Here is a 15,326-nt window from a genome sequence, read left to right on the forward strand (position 1 = left end):
ATCTGAGGCACATATGAAGATAAATATAGCAACATCATCGATAGCTATTTTACATCATCAGGAAAACCATGCTCCAAAGGCATCAAGCGCGCCTCAACCTGAGCATGCGCAAACAAATCAACAGATGCCTTTGGACTTAGCTTTAAGGCCTAAGACACGCGGGATACATCCGTTTCTAGCCCTGATGCTGGGTGACAAAGGCTGCGTATCTTCTTCAAATGTAAATCTAGAAGATGATTCTACGACACAGGTTAACTTAGAAGATTTTGCAGTAGCATCCAGAGATGTTAATCGAAACAATATCTGCGCAGGTCTTTCTACCGAATGGCTTGTAATGAGCAACAGCGGCGACGCTCAATCGCGCATGGACCACCTTGACCATAATGGAGAAGGGCAAAGTAACGGAGCACAGAGGCATCAGGTTTATGACAATGCATTAGCCTCGGCACTTTCAAATGATGACGAAGCCCCGTTTTTCACGGCCAGCACCGCTGTCATCGAGGATGCAGGTTTCTCATTGCGCAGAGAACCTAAAACTGCTCGAGCATCAGGTGGTAGTGCGCAATTAGCCCAAACATTAGCAAACGATTTGGCTCAGACAGGTAGAAAGCATTTGCTAAGCTTACGCTTTGCGAGCGTTCAAGGCCATGCAATAGCTTGTTCTTGTGAAGGAAGTAGGTTCAAGTTGTTCGACCCCAATCTTGGTGAGTTTCAATCATCTCGTAGTGAAGCCCCACAGATGCTTAAAGCTTTGATCGATCACTATAACAACTTGAATTACGATGTATATTGCGTAAACGAGTTTAGAGTTTCGTAGCGTTGAGTTAGTAGATTTTCGTCCTGATCTACGGGCAAAGCTATGCTGGTCAGTGGAACCGTTTTCAGTCGAAAATTGAACAGCATCAGATACTACTAGTTGCTTTCGATTGATCCCTAATCAGTATTTCAAAAAAGGGATGATGCCCGACAGCACACACGCTAATAGGAGCTGCAGACTCGTTGTGCCCTATCCCGTCACTTTGCCCAGTGGTACCTCTGGCGTCCAGCAGACGCCAAAAAAAAGCCCGCCAGAGCGGGCTTTCTTGTGAGATCGATTGAACATAAGACCTGTTATGAGAACTTAACGGCGCGAGCTTAATGTGTAGGTAAACAACTCTGCGTCATGCGCTGTGGTTCATCCAACGAACGCCATGGGGATGAGCGCTTATCCGCCCTTGGCGTCACGGCTGGATTGTGTCGGGTTGCGACTCCGCGACTGCCGGGCTTATCGATTCCCGGCGCAGTAATGTCCAATCAATTAGGGATTCAATCGTTGGGCCGAGCGCCAATCCCAAGTCGCTAAGCGCATACTCGACGCGTGGCGGCACTTGCGGGTAAATGATGCGCGTGAGGATGCCATCTTTTTCAAGCTCTTTCAGTTGCTGAATAAGCATCTTCTGATTCACCCCCTCGACACGTCTACCTAGCTCAGAAAAGCGCAGTGGCTCTTTGGCAGCGAAAAGTTGGACGATTATTGCGATTTTCCACTTACCTTCCAAAATCCGTAGCGCTTCCCCAGTCGCTGCTGCCCAAATAAGCTGCTGTCTAGGGTTGTCGCATTGCCAATCGCGCTCTGCCATAGGGTGCCCTGCTCAATCAATACTTACTTTTTGGTTACCTACCCACTTTTCAGTAGGTACTTGACGACTAGTTTATATATCAACATTCTGGCTACCGAGCAATAGATATCAGATAGGCGAACTTATGAAGATCGGAATTCTCGGCACAGGCAACATTGGTAAATCTCTCGTCAAAAAACTAAGCCAGGCTGGACACATTGTGAAGGTGGCCAACTCGCGCGGCCCGGACACGATCGAAGCTGACTTACTGTCTTGGGGAGCGCGGGCAGTGACAACAGACGAAGCTTTGACCGATGTAGAGTGCGTCATATTATCGATCCCCCTCAATCGTATCCCCGATGTCGCAACGCAAATCGGCCGCCTTCCAGAAAGTACAGTGATCGTAGACACCTCGAACTATTACCCGTTTCGAGACAATAAAATCGAAGCGATTGAAAATGGACAGGTGGAGAGTCTGTGGGTTGCCGAGCAACTTGATCGCCCAATTGCCAAAGCTTGGAATGCCATTGGTTCTGCATCCCTCGCCAAGAAGGGTAAGCCTGCCGGTGCACCCGATCGCATAGCCATTCCAATTGCAGCCGACCGTGATCACGACAAAGAGTTTGTGAAGATTCTGGTTAACGACACCGGTTTAGACGCGTTCGACGCAGGCTCGCTAGCACAAAGCTGGCGCCAGCAACCTGGAGCTCCAGTTTACTGCACTGATTTAACCTATGGCGAAATCGCAACAGCCCTCGAGTCGGCAGAGCGAGAGAGGTTGCCCAAGCGCCGAGATCTGGGTGTTGCCGTAATGCAAGAAAGGCTTGGCGATGGGACTGCTAACCCTGATGAAGACTGGGGTGTACGCCTAGTACGTGCTATCAACATCTGAGTGATATTGCAGCTATCGGAACCTGCCGAACGCGGCTTTCCATCACGTAATAAGGACTAGAAACCCTATGCAGTACAGCGTTTCTACCACGTTGCCACGTAATAAGAAAATCTCTAACCGATTGATATTACTGCTAAAAGCATCTTCGTTGTAATCAGTAGGTCCCGGGTTCGACTCCTGGTGCCGGCACCATATAAAAGAAGGGCTTGCAGCGATGCAGGCCCTTTTTTGTGCTGCATATATAACTAAATTGCTCGCCCCTCCCTGAATACCCGCACATCAGTTACTTTTTGCCTCGCAGAGCTATAGCTGGGGAAACGCGGGATGAGGCAGATCGGGCATCTCCATGCACACATTGACCGATTGCTCAGATTTGAGTAGCCCACCGGTGTCTGGATATATACGGAGTCCGTATCTCAGGTGATTCGAAAGCTTTCTCGATTCGTCTTGATTTACGGGTGTTCAGATGCCGCCAATGGTTCCGGCCGTGCCGGTTGATGGGTTTACCCTAAGGGCATCCGTGCCCCCCCTTCACTGGGGGGTTTGTTTTTTCAGCGCTTGCCAAGCTTCAAGTTGTTCCCCTTATGCCCTCTGACGGGCTGCCCCCTCGCTCGTTTCAAAAACAGCTTCCAAGCCGTTATCTTGTCTTCTTTCTTGAAATTCACCGGCTCATTTTCGGCGTGCTCATCACGCACGTAGACGCTTTCGATGAATAACTTGACCGTATTCTTGTGATCGTCTTTTCTGACGTTGAAGTAAATCTCGTACTTGGTATGGGCATCGTAACCAGGAAGGATTTCTCCCAGCTCAAGGGTCAGAAAATTTTCCTTACCTGTGAAAAAACATCTCCGATCCTTAAAAGTACCAGTGCCGCATTTGGTAACAAGTGAAGCTTGAAGTCGGAGCTACCCATTCATAAGCGATCGATGGGCGGCTAAGCGCCCAAGATATCAAGTGTCCGCTGTGGGTTCGAAGTGTTTAAAAACGCTGGCCTTGGCGAAGCTTTACAAGGCTATGGTGTATTGTCGGACACTAGGACTGGATCGATTCCAAGAGGATGAAAATGACGTTGACTGTCGAGAGGTTGGCCAGGATAGCAATGGCCAATCCATTAAACGCTGAACTCATCTTACGCTTACCTTCACTCGGCTTGAATCAATGCATGCTCACTGCCGGCTGCCTGTTCCAAGCCGTCTGGAATCATCAGTCTCACCTGCCGTCAGCCTGGGGGGTGAAGGATTACGACGTTTTTTACTTCGACAATGATCTGTCTTGGGAGGCAGAGAATGAGGTCATCAACTCTGTTCGGTGTCTCTTCCAAGACCTCGAAGTTAACATTGAGATCAAAAATCAGGCTCGCGTTCATTTGTGGTACAGCAAGCGGTTTGGCGGGAATTACCCCCAGCTTCAGTCGGCTAAAGACGGGATTGATCGCTACCTGATTGCCGGTACCTGCATAGGTTTGGATGTTGAAACTAGCGAAGTCTATGCTCCCAATGGCTTGGCCGACACCGAGCAAGGGCTACTTCGTATCAATCCAAAGAATCCCAAGCCAGATCTGTTCTATCAGAAGGCGAAAAGTTATCAAGCTCGCTGGCCCTGGCTCAGCATCGTAGACCCCCAAGGTTGAATCGAAACGCGCGGAGTATGCCGATGAAGGCATTTATGGGGGATGAGAGCCGATTGCTGTCTATCCCTATGGCTGCAAACGGCATCGGGTTTGTAAAAGCACAACAGCGAACATTTGTGATTTATGAGGAGTTCATCGCAAGGATTACCCATGAAGCGCTTCACCCAAGGCGAACATTGACGTCAGAGCACTTTGCTTCCGGAAAGCCTCGACGACTATGTCAGCGATATCAGCCTAACCCCCATCCAGCGTCGCCTGCGCGCCTGGAGAGCACATATCCACAACCATTAAGCACATGGTTCGCGATTTCATACTCACGCAACTCAGCCATAGCCCGCTCACAAATGACCTGCGGCCTGCACTCGATCAACCAGGCGACGGCATTGATGAATTGCCCATGCGAAAACACTGCGATGTTCTGGGCGGGATGGTCTGTGAGTCGAGCCAGGAAAGTCTGGGCTCTGGTTATAAATTCTGAAAAAGACTCAGCGCCTGCGCCATCCGTAAACGCCGGGTCTGACCTGACCCAATAAGCGTCTACCCAATCCTTTCTCTGAGCAACGGTCGTGTTGGCACACCGCGCGGGTTCGAGGTAGGTGAATTCCTGAATAGGCCAGGTTTCAAAAGGGGTGTCAGGGTAGGTAGCTACGGTCGCCATCGCGGTTGCCTGCGCTCGGGAAAACGGCGAAGCGATAATCAGGTCCGGCGCATGTGTGAATGATCGGGCCACTAGTTGCGCTTGTTCTACACCCTTCAGTGTGAGGGGAATAGTCGCGTGATCCACACTGGCTTCGCCTGCGTTGGCAGCGCTTTGTCCGTGACGAATTAGTCTGACCTGCTTCATTAATCAGAGACTCGTGTGAGGGGTAGAGACTGAGCTCATTCCAGCGTACGCCCTCTTCTGGCAAAAACCATCAACATCAGGGGCGCCGCATACATGGGGCGGATTACCACTCGCGCGGCGCAATCATTTCCTCAATGTCTGCGTCGGTGAAACCATAAGCGTCTGCTATCCGTACGAAATCCTCAGCAATGGTTTCGCGGGCGAAGGTTTCGATCTCACTGCCGTTCTCTTCGAACACCTCCTCCAGCTCGTTGATTTGCTCTGTCGCTTTGTGAGTCAGAGCATACAGCGCATCCAGGTCGGAAGGCTTTTGCCGCTCGATTTCGTGACACAGGTTGACCAGCACGTCTTCGCACATTTTCACAACGGCATCGGGGAAATACTCGTCCTGATACATGCCTTTCAAGAAGGTGTGTTTGGCCATGGTTTCATTGGTCAACTGCATGGGTGTCCCTCGTCGATGTACAGTGAGCGCTCAGTGAGTCCAATTGAGGTGACAATCTGAGATGCATTACAAGATTATTGCCCACTCTGCGGGCTGGGCGTATACGGCGGCGGAGCCAGGACTGATAGCCTACAAGACAGTGGTCACTTATAACTCCGTTGTGAGCAGCGAAGATCAGGTTTTTTAGCCATGCACGAACCCCTTGATTACAAAATAATGGATAGCATCGTCGTCTGTATCCACGATACCGCAGGCTTTGGAAGGAAGGCATTTGAAAGCTTCAGCTTGGCGACCGATGTCGCGAGGGACATGGGTGTAGATGGCGACGATTCAAATGATCTGATGGTCGAGTTCTTCGAAAGGTTCTCTATCGATCTTAACGATTACGACCCTTATCGGTACTTTTTGGAAGAAGGTTTCAACTTCTTTTCCTTCAGGCGCGCCAAAGACAGACGCGGAAACATACCGCTGAGAGTGGGCATGTTGTATTTAGCCTTGAAAGCGAGACGTTGGGATACACAAGCATTTGAACAAGCCACATTCAGCGATGCTCCACTGTATGAGCGCACAGAAGATATTCCGATTGATGGCTACAAGATAAAGAGCCGTTGATCTTGCCTACGTGATCCGCTTGGTATGCATGTCATACCCCAAGGCCTTACGAAAAGTGGATGCGCTCGGTGATGACGTCAGATTGCAGCAATCCACATAATTCAAACCTCCTTTCAGCGTGACGGAGGTTTCCCGTACGCGTGGCCTTGAGCAGGCCGCGACCTACCAAGCTCCCGAGGCAAAGCTCATAAGGCAGCTCTGGCATTGGGCATAAAAGCAGGTGTCGACCAGTAGCATCAACAACGACTGGACCAATTCGAGAAGCTCGACTATTGGTGCCGGCACCATACAAAATAAGTGCTTTCAGCCTACAAGCCCTTTTTTCGCATCAGATTTAGCAACGCACATTTAGATCTTCATTACGAACGAACCAAAACAGACCACTCCTCCCGCTATGCCCCGCCACGCGTAAGAAGTTTCCGATTTCCTCAGATATCTCCGCTCACGTCTCAAAATCCTATAGCTATTTCGCAGCCCCTCGTAGTAGCGTTGCGCCTCTATTGACTATCGATAGGACTGAGGGCTCACGAGCCCGGCACGGAGCAATAAAAATGGATTTTCTTGAAGCACTCAATTCCCTTTCCGCAAAAGTCCGCCAGCAAGCTGCGTCCATACGCACCGAAGAGGCTACCAAAACGGCTCTGGTCATGCCGTTTATCCATACCGTGCTGGGCTACGATGTATTCGATCCTTCTGAGGTTGTGCCGGAATACACGTGCGATGTAGGCACCAAGAAAGGCGAGAAGATTGACTATGCCATCGTTAAAGAGGGCAATATTCAGATCCTCATAGAGACCAAGAAAATCGGCGAGCCGCTGAACATCAATCATGCCAGCCAGCTGTTCCGTTATTTCCATGTGACAACTGCAAGGATTTCGATCCTCACCAATGGCCGGGTCTACAAGTTTTTTACAGACCTGGACGCGCCTAACAAGATGGATGAAAAACCATTTCTTGAACTGGACCTGTTGGCGATTGATGACCATGCCATTCCGGAATTACAGAAGCTGACCAAGTCGTCCTTCGACGTTGAGTCAATTCTCAATGCCGCTGGTGAGTTGAAGTACGTAGGTCAGATCAAGCGTGTGATTGCGGCCCAGTTCAGTCAGCCGGACGATGATTTCGTCCGTTATTTCGCGTCACGCATTTATGAGGGCGCAATCACTCAGAAGGTACGTGAGCAGTTCACGATTCTGACCAAAAAGGCCACCTCGCAATTTCTGAACGATCAGGTCAACGACCGGTTGAAGCTGGCAATGAGCGGAGTTCAGGCACCCACGGTGGCCGAAACCATCATCGAAAATAACACTCAGCCTGAAAAGGAAGAGCCGTTAGACGACCGGATCGTAACGACGGTGGAAGAAATGGAAGGCTTCCATATCGTCAAGTCGATTATCCGCACTGTGGTTGAAGCGAAACGTATTGCTCATCGTGATACACAAAGTTATTTCGGCATTCTTCTGGATGACAACAACCGAAAACCCATCACTCGCCTGCATTTCAATCGCGCTCAGAAATACATCGGTATTTTTGAAAAGGACAAGGGCGAGACCCGCCACCCGATCGCTTCCCTGGACGATATTTACGGTTTTGCCGATGCCCTAAAGGACACTGTATTGAGCTACGCAGAGTCCTGAAGAAGCATTAATACCGTTAAGGGCGCGCGCGGCAATGCGCGCCTTGCAAGTACGTCGGAATATTTACGCCCCCCGACCTCCCCTCAAGCTCTCCCCCTCCCCGTCGATACCCTCCTTACACCCCGCAATCATGGATCGATGAAATGGTTATCTCACTAACACCCGGCAACAACACCTCTCCCACCATCACCCTGCCCAATTCCGGCATCACGCTCACGCCGCAGCCGCTCACCGATGCGCAGAAAGAAGCGCTGAAGAACGCTGCCGCCAACACGCCTGCCGTTGTTTACCACCCGAGTACCGAAGTGCCTGCAACCACTGAGCCGATGGAAGCAGTCGATACCTGGATAGGCCGTTCGCAGTCGCCTGACTTCCCGCAGAAGGCGGCGCAGCACAGTAACTCTACAGAGGCGTTGAAGACTTCGTATGAAGCGTTCAAGTCGACGCTGGCGTCTGTCTATCCGGATCTGGCAAGCAAGAAGTTTGGCTTCACGATTGAGGCAAACGGCAATCTGAAGGCGACCAACAGTTCCGGTGAGTTGAGCGATGCGGACACTCAGCAATTAAACACGCTGCTGAATGCGTCCAGTGGGCTGAAAGCTGCAGCCGCCACCTACCGGGAGACGGCTATCGATATGGTCGATGCCGATTCACCGTGGAGCGGCAGTTATCTGGGACGGTACAACCTGACCAAAGAGAACTTCGCCAGCTCGCTGGATCTGGGCGCGTTGTTTATTCCCAAGACGTCGACGCCATCGAAAGATCAGATCGACGGCATGTTCTTCAATCAACTGGCGTACAAAGGTGAGCTGCACACCCAGGAAACGGAAGCGGCGATGCTCGCTGCACGTGCGGCCAAAAAGGCCGCCACTGAGGGTTGATCAACACCAGTCAGCGACTCGTCAGCCGTTGCGGGCGGACATCCACGCTTGTCTACCGCAACCACGAAGACCACAACCTCTTGGTCAATAACCTGATAAACCAGCCGATAGCCGCTACTGCGCAGTTTGATTTTGTAGCAGTCAGGCAATGCATGCAGACGATTGGCTTCAACACGCGGAGCAACCAGAATCGTAGCCAGCTTTTTCTTGAGCTGCTGACGCACGGTATCTCCTAATTTGTGCCATTCCTTTAGAGCCCGCGCATCGAATTCGAGGTTATAGGTCATCCAGTGAAACCTTGACCCGCTGCGGAGCTGCAAGGCGCTCGCGCACAGTTGCCAACAGCGCTTCGTCTTCCTCTGTCATCAGAACCGTCTTGAAGGGCAGCTGACCACGCTCAGCTACGTACTGCAGGGTTTGGCGCAGCAACTCCGAGGGGGTGACGCCAAGCTTTTCCAGCTCGAGGTAAGCACGCGCTTTGAGATCGTCGTCGATACGAACGTTGATAGACGCCATGTGGGCATCCTCCAGTGTAATGACATTTGTATTTACAGTGAGGCAAAGTGGCCATTTTTGCAAGCAGCTGTAAAGATCATTTAGGTCCCTACGCTCTCGCTGATCAGCTCGAGCTGCGCGCACAGCCAAAAACGTGACAACTGCGGATTAATATTCCAACCCGTCAGCACATCGGCAGACGTTGCGGGCGGAGGTAGTAGTTGTCGAACTCGCCGCTCTCAACGAGCTGAAAACCGTGGCGAATGTAGAAGCGGTTTGAGTCGCTGTCTTTCAAGGCGCCTACCCGTACTGTCGAGGCGGTTGCGTCTGCTTGTGCGAACACCTGCCGAAGCACGGCAGACCCAATGCCCTGCCCTTGAAAGGCGGGCTTGATGTACAGGTGATCCAGCAAAAGGCCATCGTTGGTCGGCTTGACAACCATAAAGCCGACCTTACTGCCGGCGACCTGGATGTAGTGTGTACACGGCGCAGAAAACCCTTCACGAAAACGCTCTCGGGCGCGCACCGGATCGAACCGGCCAACGCGCTCGAGGCTTTCGCGCATGGCTTCGATACGTATGGCCACCAAGGTTTCGAAGTCTTCGGGTTGGACCATTACCAGGGTAATGTCGGGCTCGGTCTTGCGGGTCAACGGCATTTGGGTCGCCCTCTGTTTATCGGGAATATCACTGGGCTCATGGTTTTGGGCAACAGATTAGTGCCCGGTCGGCCTCTACGTCAGATGTTCGAAGTGGCTGTTTACAGCCCCCGCACCGACCACTCCTCCCGCGTCATCTCCCAGACTTCCACTTCGAACCGCCCGCTGACGAACTCACCCTCGTGCGTGCTCACTATGCGCATGCCTTCGTTGATCGAAATACGCCGCGAGGCCTCATTCGGGGCGGCTTTGGGTACCTGCATCACGGGCATGCCCATTACTTCGAACCACTGTCGATTGACCACACGGCAGGCGTCTTTCATGTAGCCATTGCCTTGCCAGTCCGGGTGTAGCCAGAAGCCGCGGTTGTTGCCGCGGTGGGTCATGAGGGTAATGCTGCCGATGATCTCCTGGGGCGCGCTGTGCAGGCGGATCATCCAGTGCCACTCGGTGCCGCTTGCGATGGCTGGCAGCGCAACGTCCTGAATGTAGCGCAGCGCACCGTCCTCAGGGTAAGGCCAGGGAACACGGTTGTTCAGGTACTGCACGATTTCCCATAGCGGGAAACGCTGCTGGACAGCTGGCGCATCCTCTAGCTTGAGGGGCGTCAGCAGTAGGCGGTCTGTGTACAGCGTGGGGGTGTTAGTCATGACTATGTCCCTCTCCGTCGAACAGTGCTCACAGGATGAACGGTCCCGTATGCCGGGGATTAAGTCGAACTGCTTGATGCACAAGGGAGTCTATCCAGCATCTTTTACAAATCGGTAACGCCAGTGCCCAGAATCATTACGGATCAGACACCCCAAAGCGTGGTGGATGAGCAGCAGGTCAAATTGTTTGGCTCGCCCAAGGAACGGCTGGATTTCTATCGACGCGAAATTCATTACGAAACCACCAATCTGTCCAACCGCACCAACGCCTATTTATCAGCACAGTCGTTTCTGGTGATTGCTTACGCGTCGTCCATGGCGAACATGAACACTGAATGGGGCGCGATGTTCACGCTGGTGGTGCCGCCGATGCTGGCCTTGCTGGGGCTGCTCAGCACGCTGTTCGCCTGGCCGGGTATTCGGGCGGCTTGCGACATCATCCAGCACTGGCATCACAAACAATCTCAGTTGCTGCTCAGCGAGCCCGTCATCGGGCTGACCTATGACGACTCACCGCTGTTCAGCGACTGGGAATCCAGCGAAACAGGGCCGAAAAAGTCCTTGCTGTTCTCCAAGCGCAGTCCTTGGCTGTTCAGCTTTTTCTGGATATTCCTCGGCGGCTTCGCGGTGTTTGTGCAGTTGATTGCGGATTGAGGCGGCCTTTTTTGCCAGGCCGCCTCCCTCACATCAAAAAACGTTGATCGGGTAGTCGACGAAGATACGCGTCTCGTTGCCTTCGCTGTTATACGCCAACGCATCATCCGAGACACGCAGGAATGAGTTGCGCAGGCGGATCGAGAGGTCCTTGGCCGGGCCGCTCTGAACCACGTAGGTCAGCTGACTGAAGATCTCGCGTTCGGTGCCATCGCCGCTTCCAGGCGTGCCGTCGTCGATATTGTCGCCGCGTACATAAGCCGCTTTGTAGCTCAGACCGGGCAGGACCAGGCCGGACAGGTCGACGCCGTAGGCAGCCTGCCAGGAGCGCTCGTCCTTGCCGTTGAAGTCGGACCAGTAGGAGTTGGCGAGGTAGATGGTGTTGCCGCCATCACCAAAGCCGCCATCGTTGCGATAGCCACCGTAGGCGTAGCCCATGTCGCCGGTGCTGCGCTGGTGTGCGAGGGTGAAGGAGTGGATGCCCACAGCCCAGGTCGCGGCCAGGCTCCAGATTTTGTTGTCACGCGCATCGCTGGTGGTGAAGTCCTTGTCCAGCTTGGTCTTGTAGCCGTTGAAGTCGAAGGTCAGCGACTGATCTTGCGGCAGAGCAAAGACGTAGTTCAGGTTGACGTACTGCTTCTTGAGCACGTCTTCGTTGTCGGAGGCGTAGAAAGCTGCACTGAATGCATCTGTGAACTTGTAGCTGGCACCGTAGACGTTGATGCTTTTCAGATCACCGCTGTCGCGACCCTCAGCACTTTTACGCGCCTCCTGGGTGAAACGCCCGGCAACCACTTCAAGCCCGTCGATCTCTTTGGAGGTGATCATGGTGCCGGTGTAGCTTTCCGGCAGCAGACGGGAATTGTCATAACTGAGCACCGGCAACTGAGGCATCTGGTCGCCGTACTTGATAACAGTATTGGAGATACGGGCCTTTACCGCCGCACCTGCACGGGACAGGTCATCGGCAGCAGCGCCGCTGTCACCTTGCTTGAAAAAGTCGATGCCGCCATTGCCGCTGCGACCCTTGCCGCCATCCAGACGGATGCCGTACAGGGCAAAGGCATCAACGCCGACGCCCACAGTGCCCTGAGTGAAACCGGACGCGAAGTTGCCCATGAAAGCCTGGCCCCATTCGGACTTGTCTTCACGGTCGTTCTTGTAGTCGCGATTGATGTAGGCGTTACGCAGATTGACGATCAGCCTGCTGTCTTCGACGAACCCCTTTGAGTCTGCCTGCCCTTCGGCCATGGCCTGACTGGCGCTGATGATGCCCAAAGCGAGCATGCCCATACGTTTGTTAAGCATCTTGTCTTCCTTTTCTGCGAATTGACACGCGCTGCAGCGACAGCCAATGGCTATCGGGGCCTCCAGCCTCTGAACAAGCAGTATAGAAGGCGACACGAATTCATCGCAGTGGACTGCTGATGCACGTACAGGATTGAGCCGCAGACGGTGGGACGCGAATCCTAGTCCCGACGCATGGGGGTGTCAAACACGCAGATGGCCGGCCTAGAGCGGCTCAGCCAAGTTTGCCGGAGCAATCAACACGCTCGGTCAACACGCGGAGCAACGCTTCGAGCTCGGCCTCGTTGAACAGGCCTGCCGGGTAACGCTGTAACAACATTGCGCGAACATCCGGTCTGGATTTCGCGGGCCTGGTCGTCCTTAACCAATCCGCCACTAGCTGGCGGGCCTCGTTACTGAGAGAAGCAGAAAAACCACGAGCACGCTGCTGGTTCATACCTGCGTTCATAACGAAAACCTCTTGATTTCATGAGGGGCTAAATCTAATCACGCCATATGACAGTCAAGCTAAGAAAACGAACGTTTACCAACCTGCTTCAGAGGTAGCGCTCTGCGCATCTGTTACAGGATGTTACTCGACAGGTAAAAACAAAAAGCCCATCGGGTGATGGGCTTGATACAGCAAGAACGGGACCAGTTGCCCCTTATCGGATGTTACTAGTTATTTCTAACTAGGCCTTGTGAGGGGCCGGTTGCTGCTGCGTCAGGCAGTGAATATTGCCGCCACCGAGCAGTAATTCGCGGCCAGGTGCCATCACCACTTCGTGCTCTGGAAACAGTGTTTGCAGGAGCTCACGGGCCTTTTCGTCCATCGGATCGTCGAAACTCGGCGCAATGATGCCGCCATTGACGATCAGGAAGTTCACATAGGACCCGGCCAAACGCACTGAAGGGTTGCGTTCCTGACTGCCGTGCACCTGATCGACGCCTGCACATTCTTCTTCTGTGGCGAACAATGGTCCGGGAATCGGCATTTTATGAACGATAAACGCGCGCCCCTTTGCATCCAGTGTGTTTTCCAAAATACCCAGCGCCGCATGACAACGTGAATAGTTGGGGTCTTCGGGATCATCGGTCCAGGCCAGTAACACCTCACCCGGACGAATGTAGCAACAGAAGTTATCCACATGCCCATTGGTTTCATCGTTGAACAGACCATCTGGCAGCCAGACAACTTTATCCACAGCCAGATAATCACCGAGGATTGCTTCGATCTGTTCGCGGGTCAGGTGCGGGTTGCGGTTGCGATTGAGCAGGCACTCTTCGGTGGTAATCAGCGTGCCTTCGCCGTCGACGTGAATCGAGCCGCCTTCCAGCACGAAGCCTTCGGTGACGTAACGCGGGCAGCGCTCGATTTCCAGTACCTTGCTGCCCAGCTGAGAGTCCAGGTTCCACGGCGCATACAACCCGCCGTCGAAGCCACCCCAGGCATTGAATTCCCAGTTCACACCGCGCACTTCGCCACGCTCGTTGATGACGAACGTCGGGCCGCTATCGCGCACCCAGGCGTCGTTGCTGCTCATTTCCACAACCCGGATGTTCGGCATGTCCAACCGCGCACGAGCGTTGTCGTACTGCGCGGCAGACACGGCCACGGTAACCGGCTCAAAGCGGGCGATGGCCTTGGCGATCGCAACGTGGGCGGCCTGGGCGGGCTTGCCGCCCAGGCGCCAGTTGTCCGGGCGCTCGGGCCAGACCATCCAGACCTGGGTTTGCGGTGCCCATTCGGCCGGCATGTGGAAACCGTCGGCGCGTGGCGTGCTATTGAGCGTGGTCATGGCGATCAGGACTCCAGCGAACCGTCGAGGGTCTTCACCGCGCCGTACAGGTTAGGGCGGCGATCACGGAACGTACCCCACGCGCTACGGATGTGCTCCAGCTCGTCAAGGTCGAAGCTATGGACCAGCACGCCTTCTTCGGTTTCGTTAAGCTCGGCGACTTTCTCACCGAACTGGTTGGCAATGAACGACGAGCCGTAGAAGGTGATGTCGTAGCCATCCTGCTCTTCGTTGCCGATACGGTTGCTGGCGATCAGCGGCATCAGGTTCGCGCCGGCATGGCCTTGCTGCACGCGCTGCCAGTGATCGCGCGAGCTGATGGTTTTGTCGTGTGGCTCGCTGCCGATGGCGGTCGGGTAGAACAGAATTTCTGCGCCCTGCAACGCCATGCTGCGTGCGCACTCCGGGAACCACTGGTCCCAGCAGATGCCAACGCCGATTTTCGCGTAGCGGGTCTGCCAGACCTTGAAGCCGGTGTCGCCCGGGTTGAAGTAGTACTTTTCGTGGTAGCCGGGGCCGTCCGGGATGTGGCTCTTGCGGTAGATGCCCAGGTTGGTGCCGTCTGCGTCGATGATCGCAATGGTATTGAAACGTGCACGGCCGGCCAGCTCGAAGAAGCTGATCGGCAGTACAACTTGCAGCTCTTTGGCGAGCTTCTGGAAATGCTTGATTGCGACGTTGGATTCGATAGTAGTCGCCAACTGCAGATAGTCCGGGTTCGGCTTCTGGCAGAAGTACGGGGTTTCAAACAGTTCCTGAATCAGGATGATCTGTGCGCCCTTGGCGGCAGCTTCACGCACCAGCTTTTCAGCGGTCTCGATGTTGGCTTCCAGATCCCAGGAACAGGCCATCTGGGTAGCAGCGACAGAAACGATACGGCTCATGAAAATATCTCCAGGGGCGGATGCAAAGGACTTATCACCATAGCAGACGAGCGGTGACGATTATGAATGCCTTTATAGCGGATATAAATCGGTATTAAAAGCTAAAATTTTGTTACGATCACTATATTTTGTTATTTTTGCCGATATTAATCGACTTAAAATCCATCACAGTGCCCATTCCCCAAGCTGGGTGTGACGCGGAGCGTCACGAACGGCATTCCCACGCTGGAGCGTGCGGAACGATGGCCCCCCGGGCACCACCTATCGTACCCATTCCCTCGCTGGTGCATGCGGAACGATGGGCCCCGGGCACCACCTATCGTGGCCATTCCCCCGCTGGTGCGTGCGGAACGATGGGCC

Annotated in this window: 16 protein-coding genes and 1 pseudogene; 7 read left to right on the forward strand and 10 right to left on the reverse strand. The window is 53.6% G+C overall.

Annotated features, from left to right (window positions below; translation table 11 throughout):
* Window positions 1–13 precede the first annotated feature (13 nt).
* On the forward strand, window positions 14–817 hold the full coding sequence (locus RYC18_RS18125) for a YopT-type cysteine protease domain-containing protein (RefSeq protein WP_160309133.1): 804 nt from the start codon (window positions 14–16) through the stop codon (window positions 815–817).
* Window positions 818–1,220: 403 nt separating this feature from the next.
* Here RYC18_RS18125 and RYC18_RS18130 read toward each other — a convergent pair whose 3' ends face one another.
* The gene (locus tag RYC18_RS18130; RefSeq protein WP_316886562.1) at window positions 1,221–1,619 is read right to left on the reverse strand and encodes a helix-turn-helix domain-containing protein; all 399 of its coding nucleotides are present in this window, start codon (window positions 1,617–1,619) and stop codon (window positions 1,221–1,223) included.
* Between the two features lie 124 nt (window positions 1,620–1,743).
* On the opposite strand from RYC18_RS18130, the gene RYC18_RS18135 reads away from it, so the two are divergent.
* Together RYC18_RS18135 and RYC18_RS18140 are read left to right on the forward strand one after the other, a co-directional pair.
* Window positions 1,744–2,490 carry an NADPH-dependent F420 reductase gene (locus tag RYC18_RS18135; protein ID WP_005741056.1) on the forward strand — a complete coding sequence of 249 codons (747 nt, stop codon included), beginning with the start codon at window positions 1,744–1,746 and terminating at the stop codon, window positions 2,488–2,490.
* A gap of 1,063 nt (window positions 2,491–3,553) precedes the next feature.
* Complete coding sequence (locus RYC18_RS18140; protein WP_005781643.1) at window positions 3,554–4,120, forward strand: nucleotidyltransferase family protein; 567 nt, start codon at window positions 3,554–3,556, stop codon at window positions 4,118–4,120.
* Between the two features lie 229 nt (window positions 4,121–4,349).
* Here the strand turns inward: RYC18_RS18140 and RYC18_RS18145 are convergent, their stop codons facing one another.
* Together RYC18_RS18145 and RYC18_RS18150 are read right to left on the reverse strand one after the other, a co-directional pair.
* Window positions 4,350–4,964, reverse strand: a complete 615-nt coding sequence (locus tag RYC18_RS18145) for a histidine phosphatase family protein (RefSeq protein ID WP_005746667.1) — start codon at window positions 4,962–4,964, stop codon at window positions 4,350–4,352.
* A 103-nt stretch (window positions 4,965–5,067) separates the two neighbouring features.
* Window positions 5,068–5,409: a DUF5713 family protein gene (locus RYC18_RS18150; RefSeq protein ID WP_005746665.1), complete on the reverse strand. Its 342-nt coding sequence runs from the start codon at window positions 5,407–5,409 to the stop codon at window positions 5,068–5,070.
* Window positions 5,410–5,598: 189 nt separating this feature from the next.
* Between RYC18_RS18150 and RYC18_RS18155 the strand changes: the two genes are divergently transcribed.
* From RYC18_RS18155 to RYC18_RS18165, 3 genes are all read left to right on the forward strand, one after another.
* The gene (locus RYC18_RS18155; protein ID WP_005746664.1) at window positions 5,599–6,021 is read left to right on the forward strand and encodes a DUF1493 family protein; all 423 of its coding nucleotides are present in this window, start codon (window positions 5,599–5,601) and stop codon (window positions 6,019–6,021) included.
* A 551-nt stretch (window positions 6,022–6,572) separates the two neighbouring features.
* Window positions 6,573–7,658: a type I restriction endonuclease gene (locus RYC18_RS18160; protein WP_005746663.1), complete on the forward strand. Its 1,086-nt coding sequence runs from the start codon at window positions 6,573–6,575 to the stop codon at window positions 7,656–7,658.
* 143 nt (window positions 7,659–7,801) lie between these two features.
* Complete coding sequence (locus RYC18_RS18165) at window positions 7,802–8,539, forward strand: hypothetical protein (protein WP_005746662.1); 738 nt, start codon at window positions 7,802–7,804, stop codon at window positions 8,537–8,539.
* Between the two features lie 44 nt (window positions 8,540–8,583).
* Here RYC18_RS18165 and RYC18_RS18170 read toward each other — a convergent pair.
* The 4 genes and pseudogenes from RYC18_RS18170 to RYC18_RS18185 form a co-directional block, all read right to left on the reverse strand.
* A pseudogene (locus RYC18_RS18170) lies at window positions 8,584–8,826 on the reverse strand (type II toxin-antitoxin system RelE family toxin); the annotation flags it as partial.
* Window positions 8,816–9,055, reverse strand: coding sequence for a type II toxin-antitoxin system RelB/DinJ family antitoxin (locus tag RYC18_RS18175; protein WP_002551444.1), 240 nt, complete (start codon window positions 9,053–9,055; stop codon window positions 8,816–8,818). The pseudogene RYC18_RS18170 and the gene RYC18_RS18175, both read right to left, overlap by 11 nt.
* 163 nt (window positions 9,056–9,218) lie before the next feature.
* Window positions 9,219–9,692, reverse strand: a complete 474-nt coding sequence (locus tag RYC18_RS18180; RefSeq protein WP_316886563.1) for a GNAT family N-acetyltransferase — start codon at window positions 9,690–9,692, stop codon at window positions 9,219–9,221.
* Window positions 9,693–9,793: 101 nt separating this feature from the next.
* On the reverse strand, window positions 9,794–10,342 hold the full coding sequence (locus RYC18_RS18185; protein ID WP_316886564.1) for a GNAT family N-acetyltransferase: 549 nt from the start codon (window positions 10,340–10,342) through the stop codon (window positions 9,794–9,796).
* 159 nt (window positions 10,343–10,501) lie between these two features.
* On the opposite strand from RYC18_RS18185, the gene RYC18_RS18190 reads away from it, so the two are divergent.
* Window positions 10,502–10,996: a hypothetical protein gene (locus RYC18_RS18190; RefSeq protein ID WP_004667254.1), complete on the forward strand. Its 495-nt coding sequence runs from the start codon at window positions 10,502–10,504 to the stop codon at window positions 10,994–10,996.
* A gap of 33 nt (window positions 10,997–11,029) precedes the next feature.
* Here RYC18_RS18190 and RYC18_RS18195 read toward each other — a convergent pair whose 3' ends face one another.
* The 3 genes from RYC18_RS18195 to aguB form a co-directional block, all read right to left on the reverse strand.
* Window positions 11,030–12,304: an OprD family porin gene (locus tag RYC18_RS18195; protein ID WP_004667253.1), complete on the reverse strand. Its 1,275-nt coding sequence runs from the start codon at window positions 12,302–12,304 to the stop codon at window positions 11,030–11,032.
* 671 nt (window positions 12,305–12,975) lie between these two features.
* Window positions 12,976–14,082, reverse strand: a complete 1,107-nt coding sequence (gene aguA, locus RYC18_RS18205; RefSeq protein WP_316886565.1) for an agmatine deiminase — start codon at window positions 14,080–14,082, stop codon at window positions 12,976–12,978.
* A 5-nt stretch (window positions 14,083–14,087) separates the two neighbouring features.
* Complete coding sequence (gene aguB / locus RYC18_RS18210; protein ID WP_004654103.1) at window positions 14,088–14,966, reverse strand: N-carbamoylputrescine amidase; 879 nt, start codon at window positions 14,964–14,966, stop codon at window positions 14,088–14,090.
* Window positions 14,967–15,326 lie beyond the last annotated feature (360 nt).

The organism is Pseudomonas syringae group sp. 247E2 (genome assembly GCF_032587795.1).
In the GTDB taxonomy this organism is placed as follows: domain Bacteria; phylum Pseudomonadota; class Gammaproteobacteria; order Pseudomonadales; family Pseudomonadaceae; genus Aquipseudomonas; species Aquipseudomonas amygdali.